Below are 13,810 nucleotides of genomic sequence, written 5' to 3' on the forward strand. Positions count from 1 at the left end.
GATCGTGTTCTCGAACCTGGCCGCGGACGTCGGCTACGCCCTGCTCGATCCCAGGATCCGGTACGCCTGATGGGACGGCCCGCGCCCGCCGCGGCGCTGAAGGCCGCCGCGTCACCCGCCGGGGCGGAGGCCGGCGGACGCCGGCACCGCGGCGCCGCGCGGATGGCGTGGGAGCGGTTCGGCCGCCACCGCATGGCGCTCGCCGGCCTCACGGTGGTCGCCGCATTCGCGCTGGCCTCCGCGGCGCCGCGCCTCGTGTCCCCGTACGACCCGCAGGCGTCCGACCTCGACCACCGGCTCGCCGCGCCGACGTGGGCGCACCCGATGGGCACGGACGACCTCGGCCGGGATCTGCTCACCCGCATCCTCTACGGGGGCCGCGTGTCGCTCACCATCGGCGTCGCGGCCATGGCGCTCGCGGTGACGCTCGGGACCGCGGCGGGCGCACTCGCCGGCTTCTACGGCGGCTGGGTCGACAACGTCCTGATGCGGTTCACGGATCTCGTGCTTTCGTTCCCGCAGCTCTTCGTGCTGATCGTGCTCGCGCTGGTCCTGCGCAACCTCGCGCTGCCGGTGTTCCGGGGAAGCGCCGGCAGCGTGCTGCCGATCGTGCTCGTGATCGCGGTGACCTCGTGGATGCCGGTCGCGCGGCTGGTGCGGGCGACGTTTCTGTCGCTGCGGGAGGCGACGTTTGTCGAGGCGGCGCGCGGGCTCGGAGTCCGCAACGGACGCATCATCGCCCGGCACGTGCTGCCGAACAGCCTCGGGCCGATCATCGTCGCGGCGACGCTGCGGGTGGCGAGCTCGATCATCACCGAGTCGGGCCTGAGCTTCCTCGGATTCGGCGTGCAGCCGCCGACGCCGACTTGGGGCAACATGCTGAACGCCGCCCAGGACCAGATGACGAGCGCGCCCTGGACGGCAATTTATCCGGGCCTCATGATCTTCCTGACCGTGATCGCGATCAACTATCTGGGCGACGGCCTCCGCGACGCCGTCGACCCCCACCGCGTCGCGTAGCGCGCGTCACGCGGGCACGCCGGGCGAGGTTCCCCGTCGATGCGACGGATCCTGATTACCGAATGCATGCAGGAAATCTCGTCGTTCAATCCGGTGCCGAGCGAGTACGACAACTTCACCGTGCGCCGCGGCCGGGAGATCCTGGAGCAGGGCGGGCGCAACACCGCGGTCGGGGGCGCGCTGGCGATCTTCGGCGCGCGGTCCGACGTCGCGGTGCTCCCGGTCTACAGCGCCCGGGCCGGCAGCGCGGGCCTCTTGTCGCGCGCCGGGTGGGCGCGGCTCTCGGACGAGTTCACCCGGGGCGTCGCGGCGCGGATCGCGGACGCCGATGCCGTTTACGTGTCGATGCACGGCGCGATGGGCGCGGACGGCGAGCCGGATCCGGAAGGCTTTCTTCTCGAGCGCGTGCGCGAGGCCGCGGGCCCGGACCGGCCGGTTGTCATCTCGCTCGATCTCCACGGCATCCTCACCGCCCGCATGCTGCGGCAGATCGACGGACTGGCCGTCTACCATACCTACCCGCATGTCGACTTCGCCGACACCGGCGCGCGCGCGGCGCGACTCCTGCTCCGGGTCATGGACGAGCGCCTCCGGCCGGTGATCGCGCGGGTGACGATCCCGGCGCTCGTGCGCGGCGACGAGCTGCTCACCAAAACCGGATGCTACGGGGACGTCATCCGCGAGGCGCAGCGGCTCGAAGGCGAGGGACGCGCGCTGGCGGCGTCGGTGATGATCGGCAACCCGTTCACGGATGTTCCGGAGCTGTGCAGCCAGGCCGTTGTCGTCGCGGACGGTGACGCGGCGTCGGCGTCCGCGGAGGCGGTCCGGCTCGCGCGGGAGTTCTGGCCCAACCGCTTCCGGATGCAGGCGAAGCTGATCACGCTCGACCGCGCGATCGCGCAGGCCCGCCGGATGGCCGGCCCCGTCATCTTCACCGACGCGGCCGACGCAACGTCCTCCGGCGCGCCCGGCGACAGCAACGCGATTCTCGCGGCGCTGCTCAAAGCCGGCTACGAGCGGCCGGTGCTGGTCCCGATCGTGGACCCGCCCGCGGCGGCCGAGGCGCACCGCGCCGGCGTCGGAGAGACGATCAGGGTTCGGCTGGGCGGCGCGCTCGACGAGCGGTTCACGCCCGTCGAGGTGACCGCGACCGTCGACATGCTGTCGTCGGGCCGCGCGAAGCTCGAGACCAGCGGCAACGCGCTCGACGCCGGGCCGAGCGCCGTCCTGCTCGTGGGAAACATGACGATCATCGTGATGAGCCGGTCGGTCAGCCTTTTCGACCGCGCGATGTTCTTCGCGCACGGGCGGGACCCGCGCGCGTACCACCTCACCGTCGTGAAGTCGCCGTACTGTGAGTGGCACATGTTTGACGAATGGGCGGAGAAGGACTTCAACGTCGACGCGCCCGGCTCGACGAGCGCGGATCTCCGCTCGCTGGGACACCGGGTCTGCCGGCGGCCGATGTTTCCACTGGACGACGAGGTGTCGTTTGCGCCGGCGCCCGAGGTGTACCGCCGGCCTTAGGTGCGTCGGCCGGCGGCGGTCAGCGCGCCAGCGCGCCGAGCAGGCCGGCGGCGCAGGCGCGCACGGCGTCCGCGGCGCCGGGTCCGTAGAACGTGATCCCGGCCTCGAACCCGTCGCGGGCGTACTCGTCGTCCGGCATCAGGTAGCCGCCGAGGTCGTTCGCGTAGCCAATCAGGAACAGGTGCCGGAACGGGCTTCCCGTCATGACGTCGAGCCCGATCCGGCTGAACAGTTCGAACGGCACCGCGAGCAGCGCGACGTCCGGCCCGAACGCGAACGCCTGCAGCTCGAGCTCGCGGACCTCGCGTCCGACGACGCCCTGAAATTGGGCCACGCGCGCCGACCACGCCTCCGAGCGCAGCCGCAGCAGCCGTCCGACCAGCCGGGCCGTTTCTCCCTCTGCGGGGGGTGCGTCCGCGGCGTCGACCGTGCGTCCCGCCTGCCACGCCGCGACGCGGGAGGCCGGCACCCCGGCCTCGGCGAGCCGGCGCGCGACCTCCGCCGCTTCGGCATCCGTTTCGTCCGCCGACCGGAACCGCTTGTACGGTACCTGCACCGTCGCGGTGGCGGCCCGCACCGGCGGGCGCGCCCGCGCCGTGTCGTCTGCGCGCGAGGGGCCGACCGCGAGCGCCGCGCCGAGACGGGTGTTCTCGGCGCGCGGGGCCTCTCCGGCGCGGTCGAGGCGCGCGAGCAAGGAGACCGTCTCGCCGCCGAGGATGCGGCCGATGCGGCGCGCCGCCTCGAGCCCGTCCCGTCCGGCCATCACGGGATTCACGTCACCGCACGCGCCGTTTGCCGGCAGGACGACGACGCGCCGGCCGAAGATTGCGGTGACGGAATCCGCGAGCGTCCCGGGAAAGTCCGCGCTGAGCACCGGGCGCTCCCTCGAAACCAGCGTGGGGTGGCAGGCGAAGGCGGTGAGGACGGCGAGGAGCGCGCCGCCGGAATCGACGCGCAGCACGCGCAGCGTCCGGTCGACGGGTAAGGCGGGATCCCGTCGGTTCACGCTGATGCCTTCGACGGTTGCGCGCGCGGCCGTGACATGGGCCGGGTTCAATCTTTCCGCCGCGCCGGCGACGGCGCCGGCAATCTGGCGCGCCAGCAGCTCCATCAGCGCGGGGTCGCCGTTGCCGCGGGACGGCTGCAGCCGCCCGCCGCACGTGTGCGTGTGCGTCGCGCAGACCATCGTATGCGCCGGGGTGATCCCGGTCCGCGCTTCGACGAGCCGCCGCACGTCGCGCGAGAGCTGCGGGTCGACGGCAAGAATGTCGGCGCACGCGACCGCGACCCGGGTCGTGCCGTCGCCGATCACCAGGGCGCGCGCCCGCAACGGATCGGCGATGCCGCCGACGGCCGGCGGGTTGAATCCGCTGCCGAGCGGCACGTCCAGCGGCGGCGTGATATCAACCTCAAAGGCTCCGGCCCGCAGGCCGGGCGGCGGCGCCGTCACGGACGCGGTCCCCTCCGGTTCGATGCAGCGGCTTCGTGACATAGACCGCAGGATATTTGAGTACGTATCGAAACCAGTCCTGCGGGGCTATCCTCCTGGGGGGAGGCACTCATCATGAAGACGACACGGCGGCGGTTTCTCGGGCAGGCCGCGGCGGCCGGCGCGGGAATCGCGACGATCCTCCTGCCGCGCCGCGGCGAGACGGCTCCGGCGCGCGAACTGCGCATCGCCGCGTACCAGGACGTCAGTCAGCTCGATCCGATGCGCAGCAACGACACGGCGTCGTCGGCCGTGTACGACCAGCTGTACGACCGGCTGCTGGTGCCGGACCAGAACATGCAGCCCATTCCCCAGCTCGCGGAGCGGTTCGACGCGTCGCCGAACGCCAAAGTCTGGACCTTCCACCTCCGGCGCGGGGTGCGCTTCCACGACGGCGGTACCTTGACCGCGGACGACGTCGTCTTCTCGCTGAACCGGATTCTCGATCCGAAGAACTCGTCGCAGAAGCGCCCGCAAATCGACATGATCGATCGGGTCGAGGCGGCCGACCCGTACACGGTGCGGATCACGCTGCAGTATTCGTACTCGCCGTTTCCAGCCGCGATCGCGCTGCAGAACATCGTCAGCCGCCAGGCGGCGCAGAAATGGGGCGACCAGTTCACGAAGCACCCGGTCGGCTCGGGCCCCTTCCAGTTCGTTGAATGGGTCCCCAACGATCACGTGACGTTCGCGCGCAACCCTCAGTACTGGGGCCGTCCGGCGGCGGTCGAGCGGCTGCTGTTCCGGCCGATTCCCGAGGCATCGACGGCGGCCGCCGAGCTGCTTTCGGGCGGCGTGGACATCGTGCAGCAGGTGACGCCCGGTACGCTCGCGCAACTGCGCGGCGCCCCCGGCATCACGATCGCCACGCAGAACACGACGTCCTACGGCTACTTCGGCTACCGCGCGGTCCGGCCCCCCTTTACCGACGTGCGGTTCCGGGAGGCGCTCTACCGGGCGTGGAGTCTGGACGCGGCCGTCAAGGCCGTCTTCCCGTCCGAAGTCGGCCGCCGCGCCTACGCCTGCGTCTCGCCGCCGATCTGGCCCGATGATACAGCGTACCTCACACAGCACGCCTTCGGGCACGATCCGGCGCGGGCCAAGACGCTCTTCGGCCAGCTAACGGAGTCGGGTGTGATGCCGCGGGACTACACGGTGAAGGTAATCTCGCTCGCCGACTACCGCGCGCGCCTGTCCGAGGTACTCGTCTCGAACTTGAATCAGATCGGCGTCCGCGCCACCCTGCAGGTGACCGATCTCGCCACGCTGCTCAACACCCTCGTGACCAACGACAACTACATCTTCAGTTTGGTCGGGGGCGGAGGCGCGCCCGATCCCGACCAGACCCTCTACTGGCTGTTCCACTCGGGCGGCTCGCACGCGACCTTCATGAACATCAAGGATCCGGAGCTCGACGCGCGGCTGCTGCGGGCGCGGCAGGCGACGGGGCGCGAGGCGCGCGGCCGCCTGTACACGGAGATCCAGCGGTACGTGCTGCTCGAGAAGATCTACCAGGTTCCTGGCTACTACCTGAACAACACCCAGGCGTGGGGCCGCCGCGTGCGGGGCTTCAAGCCGGCGATCGTCTTCGGACGGTGGGACATCGCGACGCCCTGGGCTACGGTGCAACTCGCGGGTTGACGCACCCCGCGGCCGGGATGCGCCGGTCGCGCCGCGGCGATGGCGGCATACGCCCTAAAGCGCCTGGCTGAAGCGGTCCCGACGCTCGTCGGGGCTTCGGTGCTCGTCTTCGCGTTGATTCATCTGGTGCCGGGCGACCCGGCCACCGTCTACCTCGGGCTCGACGCGCGACCGCAGGACGTCGCGGTGCTGCGCCACCACCTCGGCCTCGACCGGCCGCTCGCCGTCCAGTACTGGATTTACATGAGCCACGCGCTGCACGGCGATCTCGGCGAGTCCTACTACTACAAAGACTCGATCCTGCGTCTGGTCGCCGGCGCGCTGCCCAACACCGCGGAACTTGCGGCCGCGGCGCTCACGGTCTCGCTCCTGATTGCCCTGCCGCTCGGCCTCGCGGCGGCGCTCCGGCCGCAGACGGCCACCGACTACACCACGACGGCGGCCGCGGTCGCCGGAGTGGCGGTGCCGGTCTTCTGGCTCGCGATCATGCTGATCTTTCTCTTCGCGGTGCGCCTGCACTGGCTGCCGGCGTCCGGACGAGGCGGGCCGGTGTGGACGGTGCCGGGCCTCGCGCATCTCGTGCTGCCCGCCCTCGCGCTCGGGCTCGGTCTCGCGGCGTCCACCGCGCGTCTCACCCGGGCCACGATGCTCGAGGTGCTCGACGAGGACTACGTGCGCACGGCGCGGGCGAAGGGTCTCCGGCCGCGCGTCGTGACGATCCGCCACGCGCTCCGCAACGCGCTGATCCCGATCGTCACGAACCTCGGCCTGCAGATCGGCATTCTGTTGAGCGGCGCCTTCCTGACCGAGACGGTGTTCTCGTGGCCGGGCGTCGGCCGCCTCGCCGTCGACGCGATGGTGCGCCGCGACTACCCGCTGCTGCAAGGCGTGCTGCTCGTGACCATCGTCCTCTTCATCTCCGTGAACCTCCTCGTGGACCTCGCGTACCCGGTGCTCGACCCACGGCTGCGCGGGGGGCAGGAATGAGCGTCGTGCTGCCGCGTGCGCCGGGGGCGGAGGGTCCGCCACGGCGCCGCCGCCGCGAGGCGTGGGATCGGTTCGCCCGGAACCGGCTCGCCCTCGCCGGCGGGGCGTTCCTCGTCTTCGCGGCCGCGGCGTGCGCCGCCGCGCCGCTTCTCGCGCACGAGAGCCCGACCGCGATGGCGTTGGCGAGCCCCTACGGACCGCCCGCGCCGGCGCACATCTTCGGGACGGACGCGCTCGGCCGCGACGTCTGGAGCCGCGTGTTGTGGGGTGGCCGGGTGGACCTCAGCCTCGCCGTCGTCGCCGTGCTGGTGGCGTCGCTCGGCGGGATCGCGCTGGGTGTCGTGACCGGCTACGGCGGCGGCGCGCTCGACGAGGTGGTGATGCGGGCGGTCGACGTCTTCCTCGCGATTCCCGAGCTGCTCCTGGCGCTCGCGCTCGTGGCTTTCGTCGGGCCGAGCATCCCGAGCGTCGTGGGCATCCTCGCGTTCAGCCGGCTGCCGCGTTACACGCGCATGGTCCGGGGTACCGTGCTCGCGCTGCGCGGGCGCGAGTTCGTCACCGCGTCGGCGGCGCTCGGCGCCTCCCGCGCTCGCCTCCTGCGCCGCCACATCGTGCCGAACCTCGCCGGCACGATCGCGGTGTACAGTACGCTCGACCTGGGCGGCGTGATCGGCGCGCTCGCCGGGCTGTCGTTCATCGGGGCCGGCGTCCAGCCGCCCGCGCCCGAGTGGGGCGTCATGCTGGCCGACGCGCGCCAGAACCTCGTGCTCGCGCCGTGGACCGCGGTTTTCCCCGGCCTTGCGATCACGATTACGATCATCGCCTTCAACGTGCTCGGGGACGGCGTGCGCGACGCGCTCGACCCCAGGATGCGGAGACGGGCCGGATAGCCGCCGCCGGCAGGAGACCGCGGACCGCCCGAGATATGGCCCTCGCGATCTTCGTCTCGCTCTTCGGCGCGCGGTGACCGAGCTCGTGACATGGTCGGAGCGCCGCCCGGCGCCGTGGACGCGGCGCGACGCCTAGCGCTTCGCGGCCGCGCCTTCCCGCAGCGTCGCCTCCAGGGCGTCCACGACCCGGCGCATCAGTTCGGGGTGGGCCTGCGTCCCGAGGTGGCCGACTCGGATCACCTTGCCGGAGAGCTTCTCGAGGCCGCCCGAGATCGCGAACCCCCGCGCACGCATGTTCCGGATTACGGCGTTCGCGTCCGCGCCGGCAGGGGGATAGGCAACGGTCACCGTCGGCGACGCCCACTTCGGCTCGACCGCGGGCTTGAAGCCGATCCGCTCGAGTCCATCGCGGAGCGCGGCTTGGGCGCGCCGGTGCCGCTCGAAGCGCTTCTCGAGCCCTTCGTCGAAGATGAGCTGGAGCGCCCGGTCGAGCGCGCGAATCAGGTTGCTGGGGAGCGTGACCGGATAGGGGTGATGCGCGCCCCACTCGCGCTCGAACCGCCGCCAGGTTCGGAGATTCAGGTACCAGCCGTGGGACTTGGGCTGACGATCGACAACCTCCCACCCCGCCCTCGTGATCGCCACCGGCGCGAGCCCCGGCGGACTCTCGAGGCACTTCTGCGATGCGGTGGACACCGCGGCGAGGCCCCACGCGTCGGTTTCCACGGGCGCGCCGCCGAGCGACGAGACGGCGTCGACCGCGACGGCCGCCCCTTCCGGCCGCACCGCCGCGGCGATTTCCTTCACGGGGTTCAGCACGCCGGTCGACGTATCGCTGTGCACGACGGCAACCAGCGGCAGCTTGTGCGTCCGCACCCAGCGGCGCACCTCGTCGGGATCCGCCGCTTGGTCCCACGGCAGCTCCATCACCTCGACGTTGGGCGAGTACGCGCGGGCAATTTCCACCACGCGGGCGCCGAAGAAGCCGTTCGTGATAACGCCCACCTTGCCGTCCGCCCCGACGAGGCTGCCGATCATCGCATCGAGGCCGCCGCTGCCGGACGCCGGAATAGGATACACGGTTCCGGCGGTCATGAACACGCGGCGCAGCCGGGCGGTGAACGCTTCGTACACGGGCATCCAATCGGGGCCGTAGTGCTGCTCGACCTGGTGGCTCATGACCGCCAGGACCTTGTCCGAGACCGGAATCGGGCCGGGAATCAGCAGTTCCACCTTGTCCGAGTCCATGGCGAGGACCGACCTCCTTGGGCACGTCCGGAAGTGCTTCGTCGATGCGCGGCGGCCGGACGGCGACTGAACAATCGCCTTCGGGGAGAGGTGGAAACGCTCCTCCGTTTTCTGCATCGCGCGTGTGCCTATGGACGTCGGGGCGGCGCGGACGGGACGCGCGCGCGACAGCATCGAACTGCCCTGCACGGGGTTGTGGCGGAGGTGGCGCATTGGAGATCGATATGCCGGGCGTGTTCGAGTACCTCGCGTCAGCGCGCCACGTCGCTCCACATCGCGGCCGCGGAGTGGGCATACGTGGAGCGGCCGACCGGCCGCGACTTTCCGCTCGCCGACAGTCCGTTCACCGAGGAGCGGATCGCCGAGTTCGAGTCGCTCGTGCGCGCGTGGAAGGCGCAGGAGCCGCGGACCGCGGCGGCGATCGCGTCGATCGCAGACCCGAAGCGGCCGGGGAGATCGCGTTGCACATGGCGCTGCACGAGGTGCACCACAGGTCGCAGGTCATGGCGATGCTGCGGCGGTGCGGCGTGCGGGCCGAGACTCTCGACGACTCGTTCCTCGCGTTCGAGAGGACGCCGCTCAACCGGTAGCCGGGGGATGGAGCCGGCGGGCTACGCGCTGACCGGAGGTGGAGGATGGAACGGAAGAACTATTCGTCGGGCGGAAAATGGGAGCCGGTTGTCGGGTACTCACGGGCCGTGCGCGTCGGGCAGACGGTATACGTGGCGGGGACAACCGCGGCGGGCGCCGGCGGCGCGGCGGCCGAGGGCGACGCGTATGCGCAGACGGTGCAGAGTTTGAAGACGATCGAAACGGCGCTGCGCGAGCTGGGAGCCCGGCTCGAGCACGTTGTTCGCACCCGGATCTTCGTGACGCGCATCGAGGACTGGGAGGCGGTCGGCCGCGCGCACGGAGAGGTGTTCGGCGACATCAGGCCGGCGTGCACGCTGGTGGCGGTGGCGCGGCTTGTCGATCCGGCGCTGCTCGTGGAGATCGAGGCGGACGCGGTGATCCCCGCTTGACAACGTCGATTCCATGGTTCTAATATAATCGAAGTATGACCCAGGCCCGTCTTGACGATGTCACACGCTACGCGGACATGTTCGCGGCGATCGGCACGGAGCCGCGCCTGCGCATTCTGCGCCTGCTCCTCGCCGCGCATCCAGACGGACTCGTGGCCGGGGAGATCCAGGCCGGGCTGGACATCCCCGCCTCCACGCTGTCGCACCACCTGGAGAAGCTCCGGAACGAAGGACTCGTGACCGTGCGGCGCGAGGGCACGTTCCTCCGCTACGCCGCCGGCACGGAGACGCTCCGGGAACTGCTCGGCTTCCTGTATGCCGAGTGCTGCACGCGCAGCGGTGCCGTTGATCCGAAAGCAATCGTCTGGGTAGGGCGTCGCGGAGCGAGGTGACGGGAAGATGGCGGACATGACCGAGATCAAGGTGGTCGTCCGGGAAAAGTACGCGAACGCGGCACGCCGCGCGGCGGAAGGCGGGAGCGCCTGCTGCGGGGGCTCGTGCGGGGCCGGCGCGGCGGATGCCTGCGGCGGTGTGATCACCTCCAACCTGTACGCCGGGCACGAGGTCGCGGATCTGCCGAAGGAAGCGGTCGCGGCGTCGCTCGGCTGCGGCAACCCCACCGCGCTGGCGGAGTTGCGTGCCGGAGAGGTCGTGCTGGACCTCGGCTCCGGCGGCGGCATCGACGTGCTGCTCTCGGCGAGGCGCGTCGGCCCGTCGGGCAGGGCGTACGGCCTCGACATGACCGACGAGATGCTCGCGCTCGCCCGGGAAAATCAGCGCCGGGCCGGTCTCGACAACGTCGAGTTCCTCAAGGGCGAGATCGAGCAGATCCCGCTCCCCGACAACTCCGTAGACGTGATCATCTCGAACTGCGTGATCAACCTCTCCGGCGACAAGGACCGCGTCTTCGCGGAGGCGTTCCGCGTGCTGCGGCCGGGCGGGCGGTTCGCGGTCTCGGACGTCGTCGTCCGCGGCGAGGTGCCGGACGCCATCCGGCGAGACATGGAGCTCTGGATCGGCTGCGTCGCCGGCGCGCTGGAAGAATCCGACTACGCGGCGAAGCTGGCCGCGGCGGGGTTCAAGGACGTGTCCCTCGAGCCGACGCGCGTCTACGCCGCCGGCGACGCGCGGGAACTGCTCTCCGGCCGCGGGATCGACGCGGACGCGATCGCCCCGCTGGTCGACAAGAAGTTCATGAGCGCGTTTGTCAGGGCGCGTAAGCCGGGCGCCGCGTAGCGGGTTGCCGGACGCGTTTCGGCCGCGGAACCCGGAGTTCGCCGCCGCCGTCCGGTCGAGCTTTGCCAAGCACGGGTTCCTCCGCACCATCGGCGCCCTGCACGGCGCCGTGATTACCGCCATCGTAGACGTGGCCTGCGGGTACGCCGCGCTGAGCCTGATGCCGCCGAAATGCTTGCGACGATGACCCGCGCGGCGGGCTAGGCCTCCGCGCCCGACCGCGCGCCTCCGGTGAGCGAGCGAAACGCGAACACGATCCCGGCGATGATCAGCGCGGACGAGCCGATCTGCACGAGCGTAATCCGCTCGTGCAGGGCGAGGGCGCCCAGGGCCATCCCGAAGACGGGCAGTAGATTATTGAACAGCATCGCGTAATCGGCCCCGAGGTCCCGCACCGCGGCGCTCCAGCACGCGTAGGCGATCGCCGACGGCCCGATCGCCAGGTACACCAGCACCGGGAGATGCGCGGCGACCGCGGCCCACAGATGCGGAGGGTGTTCGAGCGCGACGACCCCGAGCAGGAACGGAGACCCGGCCAGCATCGCCCCGGACGTTACGACCAGCGGGGACAGCGTGAGGCTCATGCGCTGCACCCCGAGGTTGTAGAAGCCCCAGGTGACCATCGTGGCGATCACGAGTAGAGCGCCCGGATCGGCCTGGAGGCGCGCCCCGCCGGTGGCGCCGAACGCCGTTACGAGGAACGCGCCGGCCACCGAGATCGCCAGTCCGCGAAACAGCCCCGGGGAGAACGGCGCCGCGCCGACAAGGACCGCGATCGTCGCGGTGACGACCGGGCTCGCGGCGTTCAAGATGATGACGTTGGTCGCGAAGCTCCAGTGCAGCGCGAGATACGTCATGTACTGGCTCGTGACGATGCCGAGCAGGCCGAGGCCCACCATCGGTCCGATGTGGCGGCGGCCTTCCGCCGGCCATCCGTGCGTCGCGAGGATCCAGACGCCCATCGGCACGCCGGCGACGAGCGCCCTGAACGCGGCGATCGTCCCCGGGCTGAGCGCGTCGCGCAGCTCCCGGCCGATGATAAAGTTCGTGCTCCAGATGACGATGGCGGCGATCGCGTAGAACTGGCCGCGGCGGATGTTCGGTGGAGGGACGGTCACGGTCACTCCCAGTGTATAATGCAGCCGTGATCCGCACCATCTCCCCCGGTCCTCGGGCCGGGGTGATCGTCGCCAGTCACCTCACCAAGCGCTTCGGCGGCTCTGTCGTCGTCGACGACGTGTCGTTTGCCGTGCCGGCCGGTGCGATCGTCGCATTCCTCGGCCCGAACGGCGCCGGCAAGACGACGACGATCGGCATGCTGCTCGGCCTGCTGCGGCCGACGCGCGGTGAAGTCGAGGTCCTGGGCCTGCCGATGCCGGCGGCGCGCCAGGCGATTCTCGCGCGCGTCAACTTCACGTCGCCCTACGTCTCGCTGCCGGGCAACCTCACCGTGGGCGAGAACCTGGCCGTGTTTTCACGGCTCTACGGGGTGCGCAAGCCGCGCGCCGAGTTGGAGGAATTGCTCGAGCGGATGGGCCTCCCCGGGGTGTGGAAGCGGCGCACCGGCCAGCTCTCGTCGGGCGAGGGCACCCGGTTCGGACTCGTCAAGGCGCTGCTCAACGATCCGGAGGTGCTGTTCCTCGACGAACCCACGGCCAGCCTCGATCCGGACGGGGCGGACCGGGTGCGCGAGGTGCTGCGGGCGGTCCGGGCCGAGCGCGGGATGACGATCTTCTACACGTCGCACAACATGCAGGAGGTCGAACGGCTGAGCGACCGCATCCTGTTCCTGCACCATGGGCGGATCATCGCGGACGGCGCGCCGGGCGAGGTGCTGCGGCAGTTCGATCAGGAGACGCTCGAGCAGATGTTTCTCGAGCTCGCGCGGCAGGAGGCCGCGCGGCCGGCATGAGCACCTTGGCCGCGGTCCGCGCGGGGCCGCGCGTGTCCGGGTTCAGCCTGAGCCGCCTGTCCGGCCTGCTGCTGCGGCAGCTGTACCTCTACCGGCGCAGCGCGATCCGCTCGCTCGAGATCGTGTACTGGCCGCTGCTCGACCTGCTGCTGTGGGGCTTCCTCAGCGTCTACGTCGCCCGCCTGCGCGGGGGCGGCGCCATCGCGATCGCCTACCTGCTCGGCGCGCTGATCCTCTGGGACATTTTCTTCCGGGTGCAGCAGGCGATTTCGGTCTCCTTCCTCGAGGACATCTGGACGCGCAACCTGGTGAACGTCTTCGTCAGCCCCGTGAGCACGGCCGAATTTCTCGGCGCGACGATGATTCTCGGGGTGATGAAGGTCGCCGTGATCGCGCTCCTGATGTCGGCGATCGCGTGGTCCCTCTACACGTTCAACATCTTTCCGTACGCCCTGGGGCTGCTGCCGTTCGCCGCCAACCTGATTCTGACCGCCTGGGGAATGGGAATTATCACGACGGCGCTTATCCTCCGGTACGGCCAGGGCGCCGAGGTGCTCGCGTGGGCCGTGGCGTTTCTGTTTCAGCCGTTCTCCGCCGTCTTCTACCCGGTCGCGATTCTGCCGGCGGCGCTGCAGCACATCGCCTGGGTGCTGCCGACCACGTACGCGTTCGAAGGCATGCGGGCGGTGCTGAGCGGGCACCCGCTGCCGTGGGGCGACGCGGCCTGGGCGCTGGGTCTGAACGCGGTGCTGTTCGCGATCGCCGCGGCGGCCTTCGCCCGCGTGATGTGGGTCGCGCGGGAACTCGGTCTCTTGATGCGCACCGAGGGGTGACGGCG

15 protein-coding genes are annotated in these 13,810 nt (G+C 70.8%); 11 read left to right on the forward strand and 4 right to left on the reverse strand.

Annotated features, from left to right (window positions below):
- The first annotated feature begins 69 nt into the window (after window positions 1–69).
- Window positions 70–1,020 (forward strand): ABC transporter permease, encoded by a 951-nt coding sequence (locus VFL28_01840; protein HET7263381.1) that lies wholly within the window; start codon window positions 70–72, stop codon window positions 1,018–1,020.
- A gap of 39 nt (window positions 1,021–1,059) precedes the next feature.
- The gene (locus VFL28_01845; GenBank protein HET7263382.1) at window positions 1,060–2,547 is read left to right on the forward strand and encodes a M81 family metallopeptidase; all 1,488 of its coding nucleotides are present in this window, start codon (window positions 1,060–1,062) and stop codon (window positions 2,545–2,547) included.
- A 19-nt stretch (window positions 2,548–2,566) separates the two neighbouring features.
- Here VFL28_01845 and VFL28_01850 read toward each other — a convergent pair whose 3' ends face one another.
- A complete protein-coding gene (locus tag VFL28_01850; GenBank protein ID HET7263383.1) occupies window positions 2,567–3,997 on the reverse strand; it encodes a neutral/alkaline non-lysosomal ceramidase N-terminal domain-containing protein in 1,431 nt (476 codons plus the stop codon).
- Window positions 3,998–4,111: 114 nt separating this feature from the next.
- On the opposite strand from VFL28_01850, the gene VFL28_01855 reads away from it, so the two are divergent.
- The 3 genes from VFL28_01855 to VFL28_01865 are packed head-to-tail and all read left to right on the forward strand — an operon-like array spanning window position 4,112 to window position 7,554.
- Window positions 4,112–5,677, forward strand: coding sequence for an ABC transporter substrate-binding protein (locus VFL28_01855; GenBank protein HET7263384.1), 1,566 nt, complete (start codon window positions 4,112–4,114; stop codon window positions 5,675–5,677).
- 39 nt (window positions 5,678–5,716) lie between these two features.
- Complete coding sequence (locus VFL28_01860; GenBank protein HET7263385.1) at window positions 5,717–6,664, forward strand: ABC transporter permease; 948 nt, start codon at window positions 5,717–5,719, stop codon at window positions 6,662–6,664.
- Window positions 6,661–7,554, forward strand: a complete 894-nt coding sequence (locus VFL28_01865) for an ABC transporter permease (GenBank protein ID HET7263386.1) — start codon at window positions 6,661–6,663, stop codon at window positions 7,552–7,554. Before VFL28_01860 ends, VFL28_01865 begins: the two co-directional genes overlap by 4 nt.
- Before the next feature lie 132 nt (window positions 7,555–7,686).
- Here the strand turns inward: VFL28_01865 and VFL28_01870 are convergent, their stop codons facing one another.
- Both VFL28_01870 and VFL28_01875 read right to left on the reverse strand, forming a co-directional pair.
- Window positions 7,687–8,802: an alanine--glyoxylate aminotransferase family protein gene (locus tag VFL28_01870; GenBank protein HET7263387.1), complete on the reverse strand. Its 1,116-nt coding sequence runs from the start codon at window positions 8,800–8,802 to the stop codon at window positions 7,687–7,689.
- Between the two features lie 251 nt (window positions 8,803–9,053).
- Window positions 9,054–9,269 (reverse strand): hypothetical protein, encoded by a 216-nt coding sequence (locus VFL28_01875; GenBank protein HET7263388.1) that lies wholly within the window; start codon window positions 9,267–9,269, stop codon window positions 9,054–9,056.
- On the opposite strand from VFL28_01875, the gene VFL28_01880 reads away from it, so the two are divergent.
- From VFL28_01880 to VFL28_01895, 4 genes are read left to right on the forward strand one after another with little or no spacing between them, the layout of a single operon-like run.
- Window positions 9,270–9,392: a DinB family protein gene (locus VFL28_01880; GenBank protein HET7263389.1), complete on the forward strand. Its 123-nt coding sequence runs from the start codon at window positions 9,270–9,272 to the stop codon at window positions 9,390–9,392.
- 45 nt (window positions 9,393–9,437) lie between these two features.
- Window positions 9,438–9,824, forward strand: a complete 387-nt coding sequence (locus tag VFL28_01885) for a RidA family protein (protein ID HET7263390.1) — start codon at window positions 9,438–9,440, stop codon at window positions 9,822–9,824.
- A gap of 35 nt (window positions 9,825–9,859) precedes the next feature.
- Window positions 9,860–10,216 carry a helix-turn-helix domain-containing protein gene (locus VFL28_01890; GenBank protein ID HET7263391.1) on the forward strand — a complete coding sequence of 119 codons (357 nt, stop codon included), beginning with the start codon at window positions 9,860–9,862 and terminating at the stop codon, window positions 10,214–10,216.
- 7 nt (window positions 10,217–10,223) lie between these two features.
- Complete coding sequence (locus VFL28_01895; protein HET7263392.1) at window positions 10,224–11,060, forward strand: arsenite methyltransferase; 837 nt, start codon at window positions 10,224–10,226, stop codon at window positions 11,058–11,060.
- Between the two features lie 200 nt (window positions 11,061–11,260).
- On the opposite strand, the gene VFL28_01900 is transcribed toward VFL28_01895, so the two are convergent.
- Window positions 11,261–12,178, reverse strand: coding sequence for a DMT family transporter (locus tag VFL28_01900; protein ID HET7263393.1), 918 nt, complete (start codon window positions 12,176–12,178; stop codon window positions 11,261–11,263).
- 26 nt (window positions 12,179–12,204) lie between these two features.
- Here VFL28_01900 and VFL28_01905 point away from each other — a divergent pair, with 26 nt between their 5' ends.
- Window positions 12,205–12,972, forward strand: coding sequence for an ABC transporter ATP-binding protein (locus VFL28_01905; protein ID HET7263394.1), 768 nt, complete (start codon window positions 12,205–12,207; stop codon window positions 12,970–12,972).
- On the forward strand, window positions 12,969–13,805 hold the full coding sequence (locus VFL28_01910; protein HET7263395.1) for an ABC transporter permease: 837 nt from the start codon (window positions 12,969–12,971) through the stop codon (window positions 13,803–13,805). Before VFL28_01905 ends, VFL28_01910 begins: the two co-directional genes overlap by 4 nt.
- Window positions 13,806–13,810: the final 5 nt, after the last annotated feature.

It is taken from the genome of bacterium, from assembly GCA_035691305.1.
In the GTDB taxonomy this organism is placed as follows: domain Bacteria; phylum Sysuimicrobiota; class Sysuimicrobiia; order Sysuimicrobiales; family Segetimicrobiaceae; genus DASSJF01.

Coding starts and splice junctions, on each gene's coding strand:
- VFL28_01840 (HET7263381.1), top strand. CDS start 70: ATGGGACGGCCCGCGCCCGCCGCGGCGCTGAAGGCCGCCGCGTCACCC.
- VFL28_01845 (HET7263382.1), top strand. CDS start 1,060: ATGCGACGGATCCTGATTACCGAATGCATGCAGGAAATCTCGTCGTTC.
- VFL28_01855 (HET7263384.1), top strand. CDS start 4,112: ATGAAGACGACACGGCGGCGGTTTCTCGGGCAGGCCGCGGCGGCCGGC.
- VFL28_01860 (HET7263385.1), top strand. CDS start 5,717: ATGGCGGCATACGCCCTAAAGCGCCTGGCTGAAGCGGTCCCGACGCTC.
- VFL28_01865 (HET7263386.1), top strand. CDS start 6,661: ATGAGCGTCGTGCTGCCGCGTGCGCCGGGGGCGGAGGGTCCGCCACGG.
- VFL28_01870 (HET7263387.1), bottom strand. CDS start 8,802: ATGGACTCGGACAAGGTGGAACTGCTGATTCCCGGCCCGATTCCGGTC.
- VFL28_01880 (HET7263389.1), top strand. CDS start 9,270: ATGGCGCTGCACGAGGTGCACCACAGGTCGCAGGTCATGGCGATGCTG.
- VFL28_01885 (HET7263390.1), top strand. CDS start 9,438: ATGGAACGGAAGAACTATTCGTCGGGCGGAAAATGGGAGCCGGTTGTC.
- VFL28_01890 (HET7263391.1), top strand. CDS start 9,860: ATGACCCAGGCCCGTCTTGACGATGTCACACGCTACGCGGACATGTTC.
- VFL28_01895 (HET7263392.1), top strand. CDS start 10,224: ATGGCGGACATGACCGAGATCAAGGTGGTCGTCCGGGAAAAGTACGCG.
- VFL28_01910 (HET7263395.1), top strand. CDS start 12,969: ATGAGCACCTTGGCCGCGGTCCGCGCGGGGCCGCGCGTGTCCGGGTTC.